Raw genomic sequence first — 667 nt, forward strand, 5'->3', positions numbered from 1 at the left:
TAACGTTGTTGTGTTCACGACGTCCCACCGACTTAAGGCAGCGAAGCTGCCGGGCGCGATGCGCTTAGTCGGTGCGGATGTGTCCGGCCAATGCTCCCCCGAATTCCTCCGCCGGACCGAGGGGGCTCGTCCCCCGATGCGTGAACATGGTGTTATCGGATGCATCCGCCTCCTTGTATTACTATCAAATGTTTATCTATCTTCATCTGATTAATTTAGAATTTATTTAAACTCTTGTTCTAAATTGTCTTGTTTCATCCGGTACTGTACTAATCAACTCTTCATTCTTAACTTCTAAAAGATACTCCTCGTACACACGTTCTCTGCCTCCATGTCGTTCATACCATTCAACTATCTTCTTATGATGTTCCTTATCACTTCTAACATTTCGTTCTATTTCTTCATATTTCTCGAAGCTATCATATTCCCAGATCGCAAATATCTCAGTTGTATTCTCAGAATGTGGCGCCATCCATCTACCAACAAGACGAGCTCCGTTCTTTAGTTGGTTTGGTAAATTTGTTTCATTAAAGTGCTTGTTAAATATGTCTATAAAGTCATTATTGACGATATAAAACTTTCTTCGAAAAAACATAACGTAACCTCCTAGAGTACTTATTTATTTGATCTGTTCTTTCACGCACTTTCGGATATTTCCGATAACGTT

At 40.8% G+C, this 667-nt stretch carries 1 protein-coding gene; it reads right to left on the reverse strand.

Annotated features, from left to right (window positions below):
• Positions 1 to 226: 226 nt before the first annotated feature.
• Positions 227 to 595, reverse strand: coding sequence for an NIPSNAP family protein (locus NV379_RS26005; RefSeq protein ID WP_258210203.1), 369 nt, complete (start codon positions 593 to 595; stop codon positions 227 to 229).
• Positions 596 to 667: the final 72 nt, after the last annotated feature.

It is taken from the genome of Paenibacillus radicibacter (assembly GCF_024721995.1).
Lineage (GTDB): Bacteria > Bacillota > Bacilli > Paenibacillales > NBRC-103111 > Paenibacillus_AM > Paenibacillus_AM radicibacter.

What these genes read in the sequence shown, in the direction of transcription:
- NV379_RS26005 (WP_258210203.1), bottom strand. Translation starts at nt 595, where the DNA reads ATGTTTTTTCGAAGAAAGTTTTATATCGTCAATAATGACTTTATAGAC.